The organism is Gemmatimonas aurantiaca (genome assembly GCF_037190085.1).
GTDB lineage: Bacteria > Gemmatimonadota > Gemmatimonadetes > Gemmatimonadales > Gemmatimonadaceae > Gemmatimonas > Gemmatimonas aurantiaca_A.
Window position 1 is genome coordinate 496,493 of record NZ_JBBCJO010000002.1, and the last position, 16,503, is coordinate 512,995.

The 16,503-nt window shown below is 66.2% G+C and carries 12 protein-coding genes; 3 read left to right on the top strand and 9 right to left on the bottom strand.

The annotated features are described in order from the left end of the window. Positions 1-74 precede the first annotated feature (74 nt). The 5 genes from WG208_RS03795 to WG208_RS03815 form a co-directional block, all read right to left on the bottom strand. Positions 75-1,112, bottom strand: a complete 1,038-nt coding sequence (locus WG208_RS03795) for an alpha/beta hydrolase family protein (protein WP_337169992.1) — start codon at positions 1,110-1,112, stop codon at positions 75-77. An 18-nt stretch (positions 1,113-1,130) separates the two neighbouring features. Then, positions 1,131-1,952, bottom strand: a complete 822-nt coding sequence (gene lepB, locus WG208_RS03800; RefSeq protein ID WP_337169993.1) for a signal peptidase I — start codon at positions 1,950-1,952, stop codon at positions 1,131-1,133. Positions 1,953-2,066: 114 nt separating this feature from the next. Continuing rightward, positions 2,067-2,483, bottom strand: coding sequence for an SWIB/MDM2 domain-containing protein (locus WG208_RS03805; RefSeq protein WP_337169994.1), 417 nt, complete (start codon positions 2,481-2,483; stop codon positions 2,067-2,069). A 312-nt stretch (positions 2,484-2,795) separates the two neighbouring features. Then, positions 2,796-3,695 carry a deoxyribonuclease IV gene (locus WG208_RS03810; RefSeq protein ID WP_337169995.1) on the bottom strand — a complete coding sequence of 300 codons (900 nt, stop codon included), beginning with the start codon at positions 3,693-3,695 and terminating at the stop codon, positions 2,796-2,798. Between the two features lie 403 nt (positions 3,696-4,098). Beyond that, a complete protein-coding gene (locus WG208_RS03815) occupies positions 4,099-5,148 on the bottom strand; it encodes a hypothetical protein (RefSeq protein ID WP_337169996.1) in 1,050 nt (349 codons plus the stop codon). A gap of 85 nt (positions 5,149-5,233) precedes the next feature. Here WG208_RS03815 and pruA point away from each other — a divergent pair, with 85 nt between their 5' ends. Both pruA and WG208_RS03825 read left to right on the top strand, forming a co-directional pair. Continuing rightward, on the top strand, positions 5,234-6,868 hold the full coding sequence (gene pruA / locus WG208_RS03820; RefSeq protein WP_337169997.1) for an L-glutamate gamma-semialdehyde dehydrogenase: 1,635 nt from the start codon (positions 5,234-5,236) through the stop codon (positions 6,866-6,868). A 42-nt stretch (positions 6,869-6,910) separates the two neighbouring features. After that, a complete protein-coding gene (locus WG208_RS03825) occupies positions 6,911-7,924 on the top strand; it encodes a PhzF family phenazine biosynthesis protein (RefSeq protein WP_337169998.1) in 1,014 nt (337 codons plus the stop codon). 75 nt (positions 7,925-7,999) lie between these two features. On the opposite strand, the gene WG208_RS03830 is transcribed toward WG208_RS03825, so the two are convergent. Continuing rightward, entirely contained in the window at positions 8,000-9,268 is a 1,269-nt protein-coding gene (locus WG208_RS03830) for a GGDEF domain-containing protein (RefSeq protein WP_337169999.1), read from the bottom strand. A gap of 373 nt (positions 9,269-9,641) precedes the next feature. Here WG208_RS03830 and WG208_RS03835 point away from each other — a divergent pair, with 373 nt between their 5' ends. After that, positions 9,642-11,663: an EAL domain-containing protein gene (locus WG208_RS03835; protein ID WP_337170000.1), complete on the top strand. Its 2,022-nt coding sequence runs from the start codon at positions 9,642-9,644 to the stop codon at positions 11,661-11,663. A gap of 185 nt (positions 11,664-11,848) precedes the next feature. On the opposite strand, the gene WG208_RS03840 is transcribed toward WG208_RS03835, so the two are convergent. From WG208_RS03840 to WG208_RS03850, 3 genes are all read right to left on the bottom strand, one after another. Then, on the bottom strand, positions 11,849-12,577 hold the full coding sequence (locus tag WG208_RS03840) for an ABC transporter ATP-binding protein (RefSeq protein WP_337170001.1): 729 nt from the start codon (positions 12,575-12,577) through the stop codon (positions 11,849-11,851). A 14-nt stretch (positions 12,578-12,591) separates the two neighbouring features. Continuing rightward, positions 12,592-13,836 (bottom strand): HlyD family efflux transporter periplasmic adaptor subunit, encoded by a 1,245-nt coding sequence (locus tag WG208_RS03845; RefSeq protein ID WP_337170002.1) that lies wholly within the window; start codon positions 13,834-13,836, stop codon positions 12,592-12,594. A gap of 62 nt (positions 13,837-13,898) precedes the next feature. Continuing rightward, complete coding sequence (locus tag WG208_RS03850; RefSeq protein WP_337170003.1) at positions 13,899-16,397, bottom strand: ABC transporter permease; 2,499 nt, start codon at positions 16,395-16,397, stop codon at positions 13,899-13,901. Positions 16,398-16,503 lie beyond the last annotated feature (106 nt).

The window sequence follows — 16,503 nt, forward strand, 5'->3', positions numbered from 1 at the left end:
GTGCCCCCAGAGGCGCACGACCGGAGGGACCACCACCGGAGAGGCGCCGCCCGTCCGGCCTGGTGCTACCGGCCCTAGCGACCCACCCGGTCGAGGAGAAAGCGCAGACTCTCGCGGGAATGGGTCCGCCAGTAGTCCCAGTTGTGCGTGCCCGGCCATTCGTGATACTCGTGCGGCACGCCGAGTCGCGTGAGGGAGGCATCGAAGTCGACATTCTGGGCGTACCAGGGATCATTCACACCGACATCGATCAGCAGCGCGGGCCACTGAGCGCGACCGGTTTTCACCTGCTCCGCCAGTCGTGCGGCGAGCGTTTGCGGATCGCGGGCGCGCCAGGCAATGGTGTCGCGGCCGAAGGCGGTCCACTGCTGCGGCCAGAGCGTGCGGGCGGCCAACGCCGTTTCCTCCCGATTCCGTGCGTATCGCACGCCCCGGGTCTTCTGGACGGAATCGGGCAGCAGTCGCGGCGACAGCACGCCGGAATGACTCGCCGCGGCGCCGAACACCTGCGGATACGCGAGCGCCAGGGTGATGGCGCCATATCCGCCCATGCTCAGACCGGCGATACCACGATGCGCACGATCACCACGCGTGCGGTAATGCCCGTCCATCCAGCGGACGATGTCGTAGGTGATGTAGTCGTCGTAGCGCGTCCACGGCACGCAGAACGTGGACACCGGCTCCCGCCGCGTGGTATCGCGCTCGCAGGCGGCCAGATCGGGCAGCACCCCCCAGGTGGTGTACCATCCGTCGTCGCCGTCGGGCATGGCGATGATGGCTTCGGGCGCACCGGCGGCCACGAGAGAGTCCATCGTGCGATGCAGTGCCCCGACATCCACCCAGTTGCGTTCGTTGCCGCTCTTGCCGTGCAGGTAGTACAGCACCGGATACCGTCGCGAGCGATCCCGGTCGTACGACGGTGGCAGATAGACGGTGAGCGCCTTGGACACACCCAGCGCCATCGACCAGAGGGTGTCGGTGCGCACCGTCCCGGTGCTGCCGGCGGTGCCGGTCCCCCCGGCCCCCTGCCCCTGCGCCGTCCCGGCGGACAACAGCACCCCGGCGGTGAGGCAGACCGCCATGACAAAAGCGAGCGGACGGGGGCGGCGCATGAGCGTTCCTGAACGGGTCTAGCGGATCACATCACCGATACGACCCCACCGGATGTCGGTGAGGAATGGCAGCGGACGATCGCTGTCGTCGGCGTTGTACGAGTAATACACGAACACCGGCCGGCCGCGCACGTTCTCGCGGGGCACCATGCCCCAGTAGCGACCGTCCTTCGAATCGTAGCGATTGTCGCCGAGCATGAAGAGATGGCCGGCGGGCACGACGAGCGGCCCCCAGTCGTCGAGCGTGGGGGAGACGGGTGGGTCACCGGCGGCGGTGCCGCGCACTTCGAACTGATGCTGCCACTGGAAGAGCGGATGCGAGAATCCGCCGTCCCCGCGGGGATTCTGCTGCGCCGCGACGCCCTGACGCTGCGGCATGCCATTCACGTAGAGCAGCCCGCCGCGCATCCAGATCGTGTCACCGGCCACGGCCACCAGGCGCTTCACCAGCGTGGGGTGCGGGTCCTCCGGCTGATCGATCTGGGTGGGGGAGACGAACACGACCACGTCGCCGCGCGCGGGTTCGTCGTACCCCGGCAGATTGATGCTGGTGAACGGCACGTGCGGGCCATAGGCCAGCTTGTTCACGAAGAGCCAATCCCCGACCAGCAGGGTGGGGATCATGCTGCCCGATGGAATGCGGTAGGCTTCGATGAGGAACGTCCGGATGGCGAGGAAGATCGCCACCGTGACGAGCACCGCCTTGATGTTCTCCCACGCACTGGCCCCGCCACTCCCCGGCGCGCGTGCGGGTGCCTTGCCACTGCGCAGGGCGGCGACACTGGAGCGTTCACTGGTGCGTTCGCTGGAACGTTCGGACGCGGGCTTCTTCGAGGCCACAGGCGGAGCGGATGGAGTGACGGAAAACGGTCGATCGTGGAGCGGTGGGAAATCTAAAGGGGCGCATCCCGGCGGGACGCGCCCCTTCAAACATACGGCGAAGACCGGCGAAGGTTACTTCAGGTGCGCCGACACGAGCTTGGTCATGTCGAACATGCTGACGGTCTTCTTGCCGCCGAAGACGGCCTTGAGCTTGTCGTCGGCATTGATGTTGCGCTTGTTGGTCTTGTCCTGGAGCCCGTTCTTCTTGATGTAGGCCCAGAGCTTCTTCACGACTTCGGTGCGCGGCAGCGGCTTGTCACCGACGACGGCGGCCAGATCGGCGCTGGGGGTGAGGGCCTTCATGAACGCCGCATTCGGCGTACGCTTCGCAGCCTTCTTGGCGGCCTTCTTCGGGGCAGCCTTCTTGGCCGGCGCCTTCTTGGCAGCAGCCTTCTTCGGCGCCGCCTTCTTCGGGGCAGCCTTCTTTGCAGCTTTCTTGGGGGCGGCTTTTTTCGCAGCCTTCTTCGCGGACTTCTTCGCAGCAGCCATGTCGTCTCCTGAGTGGTGACCGTGTGGGTCGAGTCGAGCAATCACTGCTCTCGACAGATCGCGCGAAGTCGGAACGGTCTTCGCGGACGGCCACAAACTACAATCACGGGTTCCGCGCGCAATAGGGCCCGAGACGTTTTCCCTCTGGGAATCGCGAAATTTCCGCGTTTTTCCCTCAGAAACGCACTCATCCCCCTCGAAAAAGCCTTCCGCGTGCACCGCACTGTGCGGCGGCGTGACGAAATGCACTCGCAGCGCGACGCGGAATGCCGGGGATTCCCGAGGGGATTCACCGCGAATTCACGGGGGCATTCACGCCGTTTCGCGCGCGAGTGTCTGCAGCAATCCGATCGATCGCACATCCCACGGATCGGGTGTGTCATCGTCGTCGGCCACGGTTTCGACCTCCTGCGGCGTCTCGAGAATGAGCGGGACGCCGGAGGCCCGCCGGTCCTGGAGCAACCAGCCGAAGGGCGCGGTGCCGATCAATCCCTCGCCGATACAGCGGTGGCGGTCCTTGTTGGACCCGCAGGCACCTTCGCTGTCGTTGAGGTGAAAGAAGGCCGGCACTTCGCCGGTGGCCTGCTCGAATGCATCGAGCACACCGGTCAGCGCGGCACGCGACTCCGCGATCGGGAACCCCGATGCGAAGAGATGACAGGTGTCGAGTCCGTATCCCGTACGATGCCGATCGGCGTCGGGGATGCCATGCAACATCGCCGCCACCTCGTCGGGTGTGCGTCCCACGGTGGTTCCGGCCCCGGCGGTATTCTCGATGAGCAGACGCGTCCGCCCCTCGGGCACCGCCGCCAGCGCCCGACGCATCGCTTCACTCACCCGCGCACACGCCGTCTCACGATCCCCGTCGGTGGCGGCACCCGGATGGAAGCACACCCCACCCACCCCCAGCAGCGTGGAACGCTCGAACTCCTTGGCCAGACCGGCCGCAGCCCGGGCCCATTTCTCTGCGTCGGGCGTGGCACAATTGATGACATATGCCGCGTGCACGATCACATGCTCGGGCCGGATACCGGCCACGCCGAGCGCCTCCTGCCAACGGGCGAGGCGGTCGGGCTTCACGCCGACTTTGTCGTTGTAGTACTTGGGCACGGCGCTGAAGATCTGCAGCGCCTGCATTCCCGCGCGCCCGGCCCGCCGGGCTGCCATCGGAATGCCGCCGGCATCGATACAGTGCGATCCGAGCAGGAGCATGGTGTGGAGGGAGAAGTTGGGGGATCAGAGGTCTGATTCTCAGACGGGGTCAGAGATCAGAGATCAGCCGGTCAGAACTGAGACGGAGATAGAGGAATGAGAAATCAGATGACCTACGAGATGAGAGGTCAGAGCACTTCGTCCGCGGAGTGGGTACTGACGCGAGAGTGTTGCGTTTGCGGGGCGCGAAGCGCCCCGAGGGACCCTGCGGGCGCCCGGCCAGCAGCTCGTGGCGCGCACGATCCCCTCGACCGTCAGTGCTCAGACCTCTGACCTCGTGGTTGTCTGATCTCTCATCATTCTATCTCCGTCTGAGTTCTGACCGGCTGAGTTCTGACCTCTGACCCTGTCTGAAGATCTGAAGTCAGAAGTCAGAGGCCAGAAACCAGAGGTCAGAAACCGCTCAGTGCACCCGCGCGCGCCGCGTGAGAAACGTGGGTTCGGCTGAAGACGCCGGAGACGAGGCCAACTCGCTCCAGCCGACGACGACAGCGCGCCCCCGGGCGACGACGTGCGGATCGCGGGAGTCCGTGCTGCCCACGCTCACCATCTGTCGCTCTTCGAAGATGTGTCCGGCCGTGCGGGAGATCGCGAGGCCGATCCGTCCGCGGGTGCGGCTGTTGGGATCTTCATAGGCCACCGCCACGAGATCACCGTCGGATGCCACACGCACGACGCCCAGGTGCGCACCGTACAGCACCGCCACGGGAGGCTCGAACAGCGCGTGCGGCGTCATCTGATGGGCGTAAAAAATGCCGGGCCCTTCGGGGCCGGTGAGGGCGTACGCCACGTGCACGTATCCGTTGATGCTGTCCACGGCCAGACTGGGAGCCGGCCTGGCGCACCCATACGCTCCCCGATCCGCCGCCTGGGCATCACGTGGTCCCTGATCCAGCGTGTCCACGGGAATGGGTCCACGCCACGCCGTCTGCATAGGCTCGCCGGGCACCGAGTCACGCCACGCCGCCATCAGATGCACCCGTCCGCCGGTGGCCCGGGTCCACCACACGGCGACCTGTCCGTGTCCCTGTCGGGGATCCTTCCCCCCCGCTGTCACGATGCGCAGCGAACGCGCACAACGCAGCGTGTCGATCGGCGCCGCGCCCTCGCCCAGCGGTGTTTCGGCCGCCGGCCCCGTCCCCATGGACGGAATCGTCGCCGCGGAGGTGAGCGTTTCGCGGGATTCGGGCATGCCCACGAGCTGGGTCAGCAGCAGCGACGTCGCACCGGCTTCACGCCACCGGTCCTGCGTTTCGAGAAACGCGGCATACGGGGTCGTGGCCACGAGCGTGGAGTCGTAGGGCACGAACGGCGGATGCGCGAGCGGAGACGGATGAGCCGTGCGCTCCGGAACGGCGTCGGCCCAGGTGACGGCGGGCTGTTCGCATGCGACCAGCGGGAGACACAGCGCCGCCCCGAGAAGGAGCCTGGAGACCATGCGCGAGTAGACCATGGCGAAGGGTACTCAGGGAACGCGCCGACGCTAGCTTTCTCCGTCAGCGGTTCTCCTTTTCCTGAATCTTGCCGGAGATTTCCCGATGTCCTATGCCCCTTTCGACGGGGTGCGCCGTGTGCCCGTCGCCGTGAACGAACCCGTGCGGAGCTATGCGCCGGGCTCCGCCGAACGCGCCGCCCTCCAGGCGCGCCTCGCACACATGGCCACGGAAACGATCGAGATCCCGGTCGTGATCGGCGGACGTCGGATTCACACCGGCGAGACGGGCACGGTGCACAATCCCTGCGATCACCAGCAGGTGCTCGCCCGGTACCACAAAGCCACACCCGAGCTCGTCCGTGAAGCGATCGACGCGGCCGCGAAGGCCTCCGCCGACTGGAGCCGCTGGCGCTGGGAGGATCGTGCCGCCGTTTTCCTGCGCGCCGCGGAACTGCTGACCACGTCCTGGCGCGATACGCTCAACGCCGCCACCATGCTCGGCCAGTCGAAGACGGTGCACCAGGCGGAAATCGACGCGGCCTGCGAACTGATCGATTTCTTCCGTTTCAACGTGCAGTTCGCACAGGACCTCTATCACGAGCAGCCGCTCTCCGACCACACGATGTGGAACCAGCTCGACTACCGTCCGCTGGAAGGCTTCGTGTATGCGGTGACGCCGTTCAACTTCACGGCCATCGGCGGCAACCTGCCGGGCGCGCCGGCGCTCATGGGCAACGTGGTGCTCTGGAAACCCTCGGCCACCGCACTGCTCTCGTCGTGGTACACCATGCAGCTCCTCGAGGAAGCGGGACTGCCGCCGGGTGTGGTCAACTTCATTCCCGGCGACGCGGCGATGATCTCCGAGATCGCGCTCACGCATCGCGACCTGGCCGGTGTGCATTTCACCGGATCGACGGCGGTCTTCAACAGCATGTGGGAGACGATCGGTCGGAACATGAACCAGTACCGGTCGTATCCCCGCATCGTGGGTGAGACGGGCGGCAAGGATTTCATCGTGGCGCATCCGAGCGCCGACGCGCAGGCGCTGGCCGTGGGCATGGTGCGCGGTGCGTTCGAATACCAGGGGCAGAAGTGTTCGGCGGCCAGCCGCGCGTATGTCCCGGCGTCGCTGTGGCCCACGGTAAAGGAACGGTGCATCGCGATGATGGCCGAGATGAAGCAGGGCGATGTGCGCGACTTCTCGAACTTCGTGGGCGCGGTGATCGATCAGCGCGCGTTCACGCGACTCAAGGGTGCGCTCGACGACGCCCGCGCCAATGCCACCATCGTGGCCGGTGGCGGTGCGGACGATTCGAAGGGCTGGTTCATCCAGCCCACCATCGTGGAGACCAGTGATCCGGCCTACCGCCTGCTGTGCGAGGAGTTGTTCGGTCCCATCCTCACGGTGCATGTGTACGACGACGCGAAGTGGAACGAGATCCTCGCCACGGTCGATCGCACGTCGCCCTATGCCCTCACCGGCGCGGTCTTCGCGCGCGACCGGCATGCCGTGCAGGAAGCCATGGTGGCGCTGCGCCAGTCGGCCGGAAACTTCTACATCAACGACAAGCCGACGGGCGCGGTGGTGGGACAGCAGCCGTTCGGTGGTGCCCGCGGCTCCGGCACCAACGACAAGGCCGGCTCCAAGAGCAACCTGATGCGCTGGGTGAGCACCCGCACCATCAAGGAAACGTTCGTTGCGCCGCTCGACTGGAAGTATCCGTTCCTCGGCGCCTGACGCGCCGCGACCACTCGATTCGAGGACGCCTGGAGCACCTGCATGCGGACGTTGCGTTATGTCACCGCCGATGTGTTCACATCGGTTCCCTTCTCGGGCAATCAGCTCGCGGTGGTCTTTGGCGCCGATGGGCTGCCCACCGAGACGCTGCAGGCGATCACGCGGGAGTTCAACTACGCCGAGAGCACGTTCGTGCTGCCGGCGGAGGACGCGCGCACGACCCGTCGGGTGCGCATCTTCACGCCCGAGCTGGAGGTGCCCTTTGCCGGCCATCCGACCATCGGGACGGCGCATGTGCTGGTGGCCACGGGCGAAGTGCGTGCTGACGAAGTGCGTGCTGACGAAGCGCGTGCTGACGAAGCGCGTGCCGGCGAGGTTGGTGCGCGTGATGGGGTCGCGGAAGACACGATGACAGTGGTGCTCGGTGAGAACGTCGGGCCGGTGCCGGTGGCCGTGCGTCTCGAACACGGCGTGCCCGTGCATGCGCAGCTCACCACGGCGCAACTGCCGGAAGAGCGCACCGAGGTGACCGACCTCGATGCGCTCGCCGCGGTGGTGGGACTCACGCGCGACGATCTGGTGGGTGGCAATCACCTCCCCGTGGGCGCGAGCTGCGGGTTGCCCTTTCAGATCATTCCCGTGCGCAACGCCGCGGCAGTATCACGCGCCCGCCTCGATCAGGCGATGTGGCGGCGTGTGCTCGACGGCACCTGGGCGCCGTGGCCGATGGTGTTCGCAATGACCCGTGAAGACGACGGTGCCGGCCTGCCCGATCATGTGCGGGGATGCGACATCCGCGCGCGTGTGTTCGTGCCCGGCAGCACCGTACCCGAAGATCCCGCCACCGGCTCGGCCAACGCGGCGCTGGCGGGCTATCTGGCCGCACGCACACCGCGCGACGGCACGCTGCGGTGGGAAGTGGCGCAGGGCATCGAGATGGGACGACCGAGCCGGTTGTCCATCGAAGCCGAGAAGAAGCAGGGCACCATCGCCGCCGTGCGCGTGGGCGGCGCCTCGGTGATCATGTGCGAAGGGACGCTGACGTTGCGCGGGTAGGCGGCTTCTCACCGTATCACGGGTCACCGCGCCGACATGCGACTGCAGTGCACTGCACTGTAGTCTTGCGGCCGGCTACTGTACCACCGCCGAATCGCCGGACTGTTTGAGCCGCAGCGCATTGAGTCCGCGTGACCAGAGCACGGCCCGGTTGCGTCCACTGCGTTTGGCGGCGTAGAGCGCTTCGTCGGCGCGGGCGCGCAGGGCTTCGGCGATTCCGTCGTCGCGGATGTTGTCCGCCACCACGCCGATGGACACGGTGACATTCACCCGGCCGTCGGGCTCGGCGAACGTGCGTCGGCGGAAGGCCTCGACGATACGCAGGGCGAGATGCTGGGCCCCGTCGAGCGAGGTATCGGGCGCCAGAATGGTGAACTCCTCCCCGCCGGTGCGCGCCACCACGTCCTGCGCGCGGGCGCTCGCGCGCAGCAGCTCACCCGCTTCGGCAATGACCTGATCACCCACCAGATGTCCCTGCGTGTCGTTCACCTGCTTGAAATGATCGAGGTCGATGGCCAGCAGGGCGACATCGGTGTGGGCGCGCGCGGCCCGTGACAGCTCGCGACGGTACTGCTGCTCGAAACCGCGGCGGTTGAAACACCCTGACAGCGGATCGGTCAGCACGATGGTGGCCAACTGTCCGCGCATGCGATTGTAGGCCCGTCCCACGGCCGTGATGGCGTCGGGACGCCGGTCGGCGGCGACATCGTAGCTGTCGCTGAAATCCCCTTCCTCCGCGCGCTCGAACATCGCCACGAGATTGGCGAGACGCTCGTGCAGGTGGGTCTGCACCCGCGTCACCAGCCACGCGCCCACCCCGAACAGCGCCAGCGTGAACAACGCATCGCTCCACTCGATGTCCGCCCGGTGGCGCACGCCGATGTCCATGAGTAGCAGGTAGGCCGCCGCGGTGGCCACGAGCATGAGCAGCGCCGGCGCGCGTCCGAAGTACACATGCGTGAGCTGCAGCGAGAACAGCGCCACCAGCAGCCCGCGATGATAGTGCGGCGGTTCGGCGAGCAGAAACACCAGCCAGAAGACCAGGGCGATGTCGGCCGCCACCATCAGCGTGGAAAGGGGCTCCCCTGCCCGACGCGTGGCCCGCACGTAGACACGAATGCCGATCGCCAGCAGGGCGTAGACGGCCGTGACGATGGCCACCAGCCAGTCGGCCAGTTCCGGCCCCACCGTCTCGAGCACCACCTCCGGTGGCGAGAGGACGCCGGCGAGCCGGAGTCCCACGGCCGCGCTGCCCACCAGCAGCGCCAGCACGATGCGATAACCCGTCTGCCAGAGCAGGATATCCGCGGTGGCGGCATCGGTGCGGGGACGATCGGTGGCCATGAGTGCCCTAGGATACCCCGATGGACTGCCGAAAGGAACGTACGAAGGCCCGCCAAACGCACGCGCTCGTCAGCGCTGGATAGCCGCCCGCTCCCGATGGTCCCCGCCCCCGCCATGCCGGTACTGCCCTGCACACAAGGTCAACATGGTTGCCAAAGAGTGCCACAGCAACCTGCGGAGAGCGCACAATGCGCATGCGTTCGAATACCGACAGCACGGAGCGGCGTCATCGATTCGTTACGTAACAGTGGAGAGCGTACGCCTCCGTGGCGAGAGAGGAGCACCGATACCCCTAGACGCCAGCACCGTCACGCAGATCCCGGTCACGCGGATCCGCTCACACCGATCCCGCTTCCCCTCTCCCATCCGGCACATGCCGCCTGTCGGTTCCACACTCGGCCCCAACACGTCCTCGCAATTTCGTGCCATCGTCGTTCCGGCGGAACGGCGCTGGCGTGCCACGTTGCTGGCGACCATGATCGGCGCGCTCGTGTTCTTCATCTTCGAAGCGAGCAAGTCCGCGATCTTCCCGCATCTGACGATCTGGGAATCGCACAACATCACGATCACGTTCGGATCGCTGATCGCGGGGGGTGCGGCGTGGTTCGCGATGGCGCGCCAGGCATCGATGCTGCGGACACTGGCCGCCGAGGAAGCGCTGCGGGAACGGTTGGAGATCCGGCAGCGGGCGCTGGCGGAGAGCGAAGCGCGCTACCGGCAGCTGATGACACACTCACCCGAAGCGATCGTGGTGCATCGCAACGGCCGCGTCATCTACGCCAACGATGCGGCCATGCTGCTCATCGGGGCCAGGGAGGGCACGCAGTTGCTGCGCCGCCGCGCGGCGGATTTTGTGCACCCCGACGATCTGGCCATGGTGCAGCAGCGACTGGGTTCGGGGCCGGCACGCGTGCAATACCGGCTGGTGCGGCTCGACGGCGGCATTCGCGAAGTCGAAGCCGTTTCCGTCTCGATCGCGTTCGAAGGCACACCGGCCATGCAGACGCTCTTCCGCGATGTCACCGAACGCAAGGAACTCGAAGCGCGTCTGCTGCACGGCGCCTTTCACGATGCGCTGACGGGGCTCGCCAACCGGGCGTTGTTCCGGGACCGCCTCGAACACGCACTGACCATGGCCGGGCGTGATCCGGACCATCGTCTCGCCGTGCTGTTTCTCGATCTCGACGATTTCAAGGGTGTGAACGACAGTCTGGGGCACGAGGCGGGCGATCAGCTCCTGCGAACCATCTCCGAACGCATCGTCGCCGAAGTGCGGGCGTCGGACACCGTCGCCCGCTTCGGCGGCGACGAATTTGCCGTGCTGCTGGAACGCCTGCCCCACGAGGCCGAGGCGCTGACTATCGTGAATCGCATCAAGGTGGCGCTGCGGCGTCCGCTCATGCTGGAAGGACGTCTGATGAGCATCGCCACCAGCGTGGGCGTGGCCTATGCCAGCGCCGGCGACGATGTGGACACCCTGCTGCGCAACGCCGATGTCGCCATGTACGAAGCCAAAGAGGCCGGCAAAGCCCGTCATGCCGTCTTCGAACCGTCGATGTACGCGGCCATCGTGCAGCGCCTGCAACTGGAGACCGATGTCCGTGCGGCGGCGGGCGCGCCGCAGCAATCCGGATTGCATCTGGCGTATCAGCCCATCGTGGATCTCCGCACCGGTGCGGTGCGTGGACTCGAAGCCTTGTTGCGGTGGCAACACCCGCATCGTGGCACGGTCGAACCCAGCGTGTTCGTCCCGGTGGCCGAACATACGGGCGCCATCGTGCCGTTGGGCCGATGGGTCCTCGAGGAGGCCTGCCAGCAACTCGTGACATGGCGCACGCTCTGGTGGCGTGAGCGACGCGCGCCCGATTCGGTGCCCGGCGTTTCGGTGAACATCTCGGGCCGTCAACTCGCCGAAGACGATTTCGTGGACGACGTGGCGGCGATTCTGCGCCGCACCGGTGCGCCGGCCGGCAGTATCACCCTCGAGATCACCGAGAGTGTCATCATGCGCAACACCGAGTCGTCGCTGCGCACCCTGTCGGCCCTCAAGGCGCTGGGGCTGCGGCTCGCCATCGACGATTTTGGCACCGGGTACTCGAGTCTCAGTTACCTGCAGAAATTCCCCGTCGATGTCCTCAAAATCGACCGGGCTTTCGTGGAAGGGGTGGCGCAGGGAGGATCGGACACGGCGCTGGCCCGCACCATCGTCACGTTGGGCAACACGCTGAGTCTCAGAACCGTCGCGGAAGGCGTCGAATCGCCACTGCAACGTGACGCGCTCTCGACGATGGGGTGTGTCGACGGACAGGGATATCTCTTTTCACCGCCGCGTCCAGCCGCGGAGATCACGGGCTGGTTGCGCGTGCAAACGGGCGGAATCGCCGTCGCGGTGTGAAGGTGGAACCCGTCGAACAGGGTGCGGTCATCATTCCGTGTCGCCTGAGGCGACAGCGGCGGCACGAGTCGCGGGTATGATCGCCCGGTACGCGCGGAATTCCAGGGCACGGAAGCTGTACGATATCGGTATGCCATCAGTGCGTCCGGCCAGCGCGAGCCCGCGCCAGCCGGACGCCGCGCCCCTCACGCCAGGGCCGGCTCCGCGAGTGGTGCGTCCGCCGAAACGATCCGGCCGTCGAAGAGTTGCACGGTACGCTCCGCATGCTGCGCATACCGCGCATCGTGTGTGACCATGCAGACCGTGGACCCCGCCGCGTGCAGTTCACGCAGCAGTTCCATCACCGCCTCGCCGTTGCGCGAATCGAGATTGCCCGTGGGTTCATCCGCCAGGAGAATCGCCGGATCGCCGGCCACGGCCCGCGCCACCGCAATGCGCTGCTGCTGACCACCGGAAAGCTGTGACGGAAAGTGTTTGGCGCGATGTGTCATCCCCACGCGTTCCAGGGCCTTCTGTACGCGGTCCTTGCGTTCCGCGGCGTCCATCTCGCGATAGGTGAGGGGCAGCTCCACATTCTCCCACACCGTCAGATCGCCGATGAGATTGAAGGCCTGGAAAATGAAGCCGATCTCCTTGTTGCGGACGCGCGCCCGATCGGCGGCGCCCAGATGCGCCACCGACGTGCCGGCGATCTGATACTCCCCACCGCTCGGCGCATCCAGCAGGCCGAGGATGGACAGCAGCGTGGTCTTGCCGCACCCCGAAGGCCCCGCGATCGCGACATACTCGCCCTTCCGGATATCGAAGTGCACGTCGGCGAGGGCGTGTGTCTCCACCTCGTCGGTGAAGAACACTTTGCGGATGCCCTGCATGTGAATCAGCGGCGTGGCCTGCGGTTCGTGAGCACTCGGCATGAATGGGGTTCCGGTTATCGGATACGGATCTTCTCGGCAGTCGAAACGCTGCTGAGATCGGACAGGATGATGCGATCGCCAACGGCCAGCCCGTTCAGGATCTCGATGGAGTTGACGGAGCTGCGTCCAAGCACCACCGGCACCCGCACCGCCGTCTTGCCATCGGCATCCACACGGAATACCGATGTGTTTCCCGTTCCCGCACTCGACGCCGGGCGACCGGCATACAGCACGTTCGTGAGACGGTCGATGACGATCGTGCCATCGATGCTGAGATCGGGCACGGCGCCCGCGGGCAGCGGCCCATCGAGTGCGACATCGATGATGACCGAACCGCCCTGCGCCGAGGGATCCTTGCGGATCACATGCCCCGGCACGATGCCGTTGCGGGTATCGACCGTGGCCTTCTGTCCGATCTGCACATCCTTTGCCTGCGACTCGGGAATGCGGAGCACCGCTTTGAGCTTTCCGGGCTGCACCACCTTGGCCAGCGTGGTCCCCTCGGGTACCCACTGTCCGAGCTGCAACGTGAGCTCCTGCAACACCCCTTCTTCGGGTGCGCGCACCTGCAGCGACCGCAGACGCGCCTGCTGATTCTCGGCGATGGCCCGCAGCTGCACGACACGCGACGCCTGCACGGCGATCTGGGAATCGATGGCGGATTGCATGAGTGCCAGCCGCTCCTGTTCCACGCGGTAGCGGGTGGTGAACTCCTCCGCGGCCGTCTTGCGGTTCGTGGCTTCGAACGGAGGTACGAGTCCGAGACGCACCAGCGAATCGGCCGCACGGGCCTCCTGCGAACTGCTCACCAGTTGGGTGCGTGTGGAGGCCACCGTGCCCTCCTGCGTGAGGATGGCACTCCGCAGATTGGTGCGCAGGTTGATGAGATCGATCTCCGCCTGCCGCGCCTGCTGTTCCGCCTGCATCGTCTGGATCTGCAGGTCGGGATTGGAGAGTTCGAGCAGCAGTTCGCTGCTGCCGACGTTGCGCCCCGACTCGGTGTGCAGCCGTTCCACACGCGCCGATGCCTGCGCGGTGATCCAGCGGATGTGCTCGGGCACCAGTGTTCCGGGGCCGCGCACTTCGCGTACGATGTCGCCCTGCTTGACGGTGTCGAGCAGCACGGCGGCCCGTTCGACCGTGGGCACGGCGGGATCGAGACGGGTGAGTGCCGCGGTGACGATCACCACGCCGGCCACCGCCGAACCGATGAGGATCTGTTTCCTGTAGGACTTCTTCGGAGTCCGGACGATATCCATGTGTCTGTGTCAGTGAGTCTCGGGGCCCGATCGGTGGATCGATCGAGGGATCGATCGTGGCATCAGTCGTAGCGCAGGGCATGCATGGGGTCGACCTGCGCGGCGCGGCGCGCCGGCATGAACCCGGCCGCGAATGCCACGAGCACGAGAGCGAGAACCGCGCTCACGAACACCACCGGATCGTGCCCCTGCAGTTGATAGAGCTGGGACTGGGCGGCGCGTCCGATCGCGAACGCGGCGGCAATCCCGATGGCGGCCCCGATGAGCGTCATGCCACCGACCTGCCGCAGCACGAGGGCCCGCACACGAGCGGCATCCGCGCCGAGGGCCATGCGCACGCCGATCTCCCGCGTGCGCTGCGTGACCGAATAGGACAGCACGCCGTAGAGTCCCACGGCGGCGAGCAGCGTGGCCAGCACCGCGAAGGCCCCGGCGAGGGTGCTGATCATGCGATCGAGGAAGACGTTCTCGCGCATCTGCTGTGGCATCGTCTTGAGATCCTCCACCGGCACGGTGGCATCGAGACGGCGCATGACGGCATTGATGGACTGCAGGATGTCGGCGGGCGACTGTCGCGTCTTCACGTAGAAAGTGAGCGAGCTGACCGTATTGTCCTGCCGCCAGGGGGTGAAGAACAGCGGCGGCACTTCGTCTTTCACCTCGCTGTACTTGGCGTTGCGCACGAAGCCGACGATCTGGATGTCGAGCGAATCGCGTCCATCACGCGACATGAACTTGCCGAGCGGATCGGTGCCGAGATTGAACTTCTTCGCGAAGGCTTCGTTCACCAGCGCCACTCTCGCCGTGCCCACACGATCGGCGTCGGTGAACTCGCGGCCCGCCAACAGGGTCATGCCCAAGGTCGTCAGGAAGCCCGACCCGATGACGTTGTAGCGGGCGTTGCAGTCGGTATCGGGGAGGCAGGTGAAGCCCTGCACCCGCACGTCGGTGCCCCAGTTGCTGCCGCCCAGCACGGCGACGCGTGCCGAACTCACGTCGGTGACGCCCGGCAGCGCCCGCAGTTCCTGCTCCACGCGCTCGTAGAGCACCTTGGCGCGTGTGCTGTCGTAGCCGCTGCGCATCGGTGAGATGTCGAACATCGCCACCTGATCGATGGACAGTCCCAGGTCCGCCTTGCTGACGTTGACGAGACTCTTGAGGAAGAGCCCCGACGATACGAGCAGGGCGACCGAGAGGGCGATCTGCACGACGACGAGCGCGGTGCGGAACCGGGAGGCGGCGCGCCCGCCGCCCGTGATCTGGCCGGCACCGGCGCGGATCGTGGAGATGAGATCGGCGCGGGTACTGTGCAGGGCGGGAAAGAGACCGAAGACCAGCCCCGTGCCCACGGCCAGCACGGCCGCGAAGGCCACCATGGCCGGACGCAGGGAGATGTCCATCGTGGTCAATGCCTCGGGAGGCATGAAGGACGCCACGCTCTTCAGCGTCCACATGGCCACGAGCAGACTCACCACGCCGCCCAGGATGCCCAGCACCACCGACTCGGTGAGCAATTGTCGCAACAGTTGCCCGCGAGTCGCCCCGAGCGCGAGACGCACACCCATCTCGGTGGCACGGCTCGCCCCGCGGGCCAGCAGGAGATTGGCAATGTTGGCGCAGGCGATGAGCAGCACCGTCGCCGTGATCGCGAAGAGCATGATCAATGGCGTCTTCGCTTCGCGATGAATGCTGCTCTGTCCGCGGGCACCTGGCGTGAACGTGATGGTTCTGGCCTTGAAATGCGCCATCGTCGCATCGCTCATGCTCTGCTGCAACGGGACTTCGACATCCAGCAGGAGGGAGCGATACAGGGTGTTGAGCTGGGTGGACGCCTGGGTGATGGAGCTGCCGGGCTTGAGCCGACCGAACACATAGAGCCAGTAGTTGCGACGGTTTTCGAAGTCGGGTCGCCACGTCGTCACCGCGGCTCGCATGCTCACGGGCACGTACACCATCGGCTCGGCACCGAGCGTAGTGCCCCGGAATCCTTCTTCCGCCACACCGAGGATCGTGAGGGTCTGACCATTCACGATCAGCGTCTGTCCAACGATTTTGGGATCGCTGCCGTATCGTTCCCGCCAGAACTCGTGACTCAACACGGTCACGAAGTTGGCCCCGATGACGCCGTCGTCGGTCGGCTGCAGCAGCCGCCCGATCGCCGGCTTGACGCCCAGCAGACCGAAGTAGCCTCCGGAGACGAACATGCCGCGCCCCGAGAACGCTTCATTCCGCACCGAGAGGTTGGCCCCGAAGTTCACGTGGCCAGCCACGCCTGCCAGCGCGGTCTGCTTTTGCTCCAAATCGCGGAACATCGGATAACTGAAGACGTCATCGCAGTCGCCCGCCTGATTGCAGCTCGTCGATCCCGGCTTGGGTCCGGGCGCCGAGAGGTTCACCAGTTCGCCGGGCGCACGCACGGGCAGGTTTCGCAGCAGAAACTGCTCGAACAGCGAGTAGATCGCCGCGTTGGCTCCGATGCCGAGCGCCAGTGACAGCACGGCGATCGCGGTGACAAAGGGCGTCTTGCGCAGCATGCGCAACGCCAGCGTGAGGTTTCTCATACGCAGGGATTCGGAAGGCCCGTAGCGGCGTCGGCAGGCGGCGCTGCTGGGTAACGAACGTTCTTCAGGTCGAGCGTTCTGACAGCGGCATGTCGCAAAAGGTTTG